The organism is Caballeronia sp. INML3B (assembly GCF_023631305.1).
GTDB lineage: Bacteria > Pseudomonadota > Gammaproteobacteria > Burkholderiales > Burkholderiaceae > Caballeronia > Caballeronia turbans.
This window is the reverse complement of the sequence record NZ_JALQDI010000053.1, coordinates 1-953: the sequence shown is the minus strand read 5'-3', so window position 1 is coordinate 953 and position 953 is coordinate 1. Positions and strand designations below refer to the sequence as shown.

Annotated in this window: 1 protein-coding gene; it reads right to left on the bottom strand. The window is 57.4% G+C overall.

What is annotated here, in order from left to right; genetic code table 11:
- Positions 1 to 2: 2 nt before the first annotated feature.
- Positions 3 to 953 (bottom strand): dipeptidase (locus NCS58_RS24105; protein WP_250477722.1); only part of this gene is annotated, 951 nt, incomplete at its 5' end.

Here is a 953-nt window from a genome sequence, read left to right as displayed (position 1 = left end):
GATCAGACGTTCCAGACTTCGCCGAAGAAGCGCATCCAGTTTTCGCCCATCACTTTCTTGATGCGCGACTCGCTCCAGCCCGCTTTTTCCATGGCGGCGGTGAGGTTCGGAAATTCGCCGATCGTGCGAATGCCTTCCGGATTCACGACCTTGCCGAAGTTCGTCAGGCGGCGATAGCGGCCCTTGTCGTGCGTGATCCAGTCGAAGAATTCGGTGCTGTAGCCTTGCGTGAAGTCCGTGCCGATGCCGACCTTGTCTTCGCCGATCACATCGATCGTGTATTCGATCGCTTCGAGATAATCCTCGACGGTCGCATCCGGACCCTTCTTGAGGAACGGCGAGAACATCGTCACGCCGACGAAGCCGTTCGCATCGGCGATCTCGCGCAACTGCTCATCCGTCTTGTTGCGCGGGTGATCCTTGAGCCCCGACGGGCAGCAGTGCGAATACGTGACGGGCTTTTTCGAACAGGCGATCGCATCGGAAGACGTCTTGGCGCCCACATGCGAAAGATCCACCATGATGCCGACGCGATTCATTTCCTGAATCACTTCCGTGCCATAACCCGACAAGCCGCCGTCCGGCTCGTAGCAGCCCGTGCCCACGAGATTCTGCGTGTTGTAGCAAAGCTGCACGACGTTGACGCCGAGTTCCTTGAACACCTCGATATAACCGAGGTTGTCCTCGAACGCATACGAATTCTGGAAACCGAAGATGATGCCGGTCTTGTTCTCCTTCTTCGCGCGCAGGATGTCGTCGGTCGTGCGCACGAGCGTGAGAATCTCGCTGTATTCGCGGATCTGCTGCTTCATCTCCGCGATGTTGTCGATCGTCTTCTGAAAGTCTTCCCACACCGACACGGTGCAGTTCACGGCGGTCACGCCGCCCTTTCTCATGTCCTCGAACACGGAGCGCTCGAACTTCGAGATGTTCAGTCCGTCGATGATGATGCT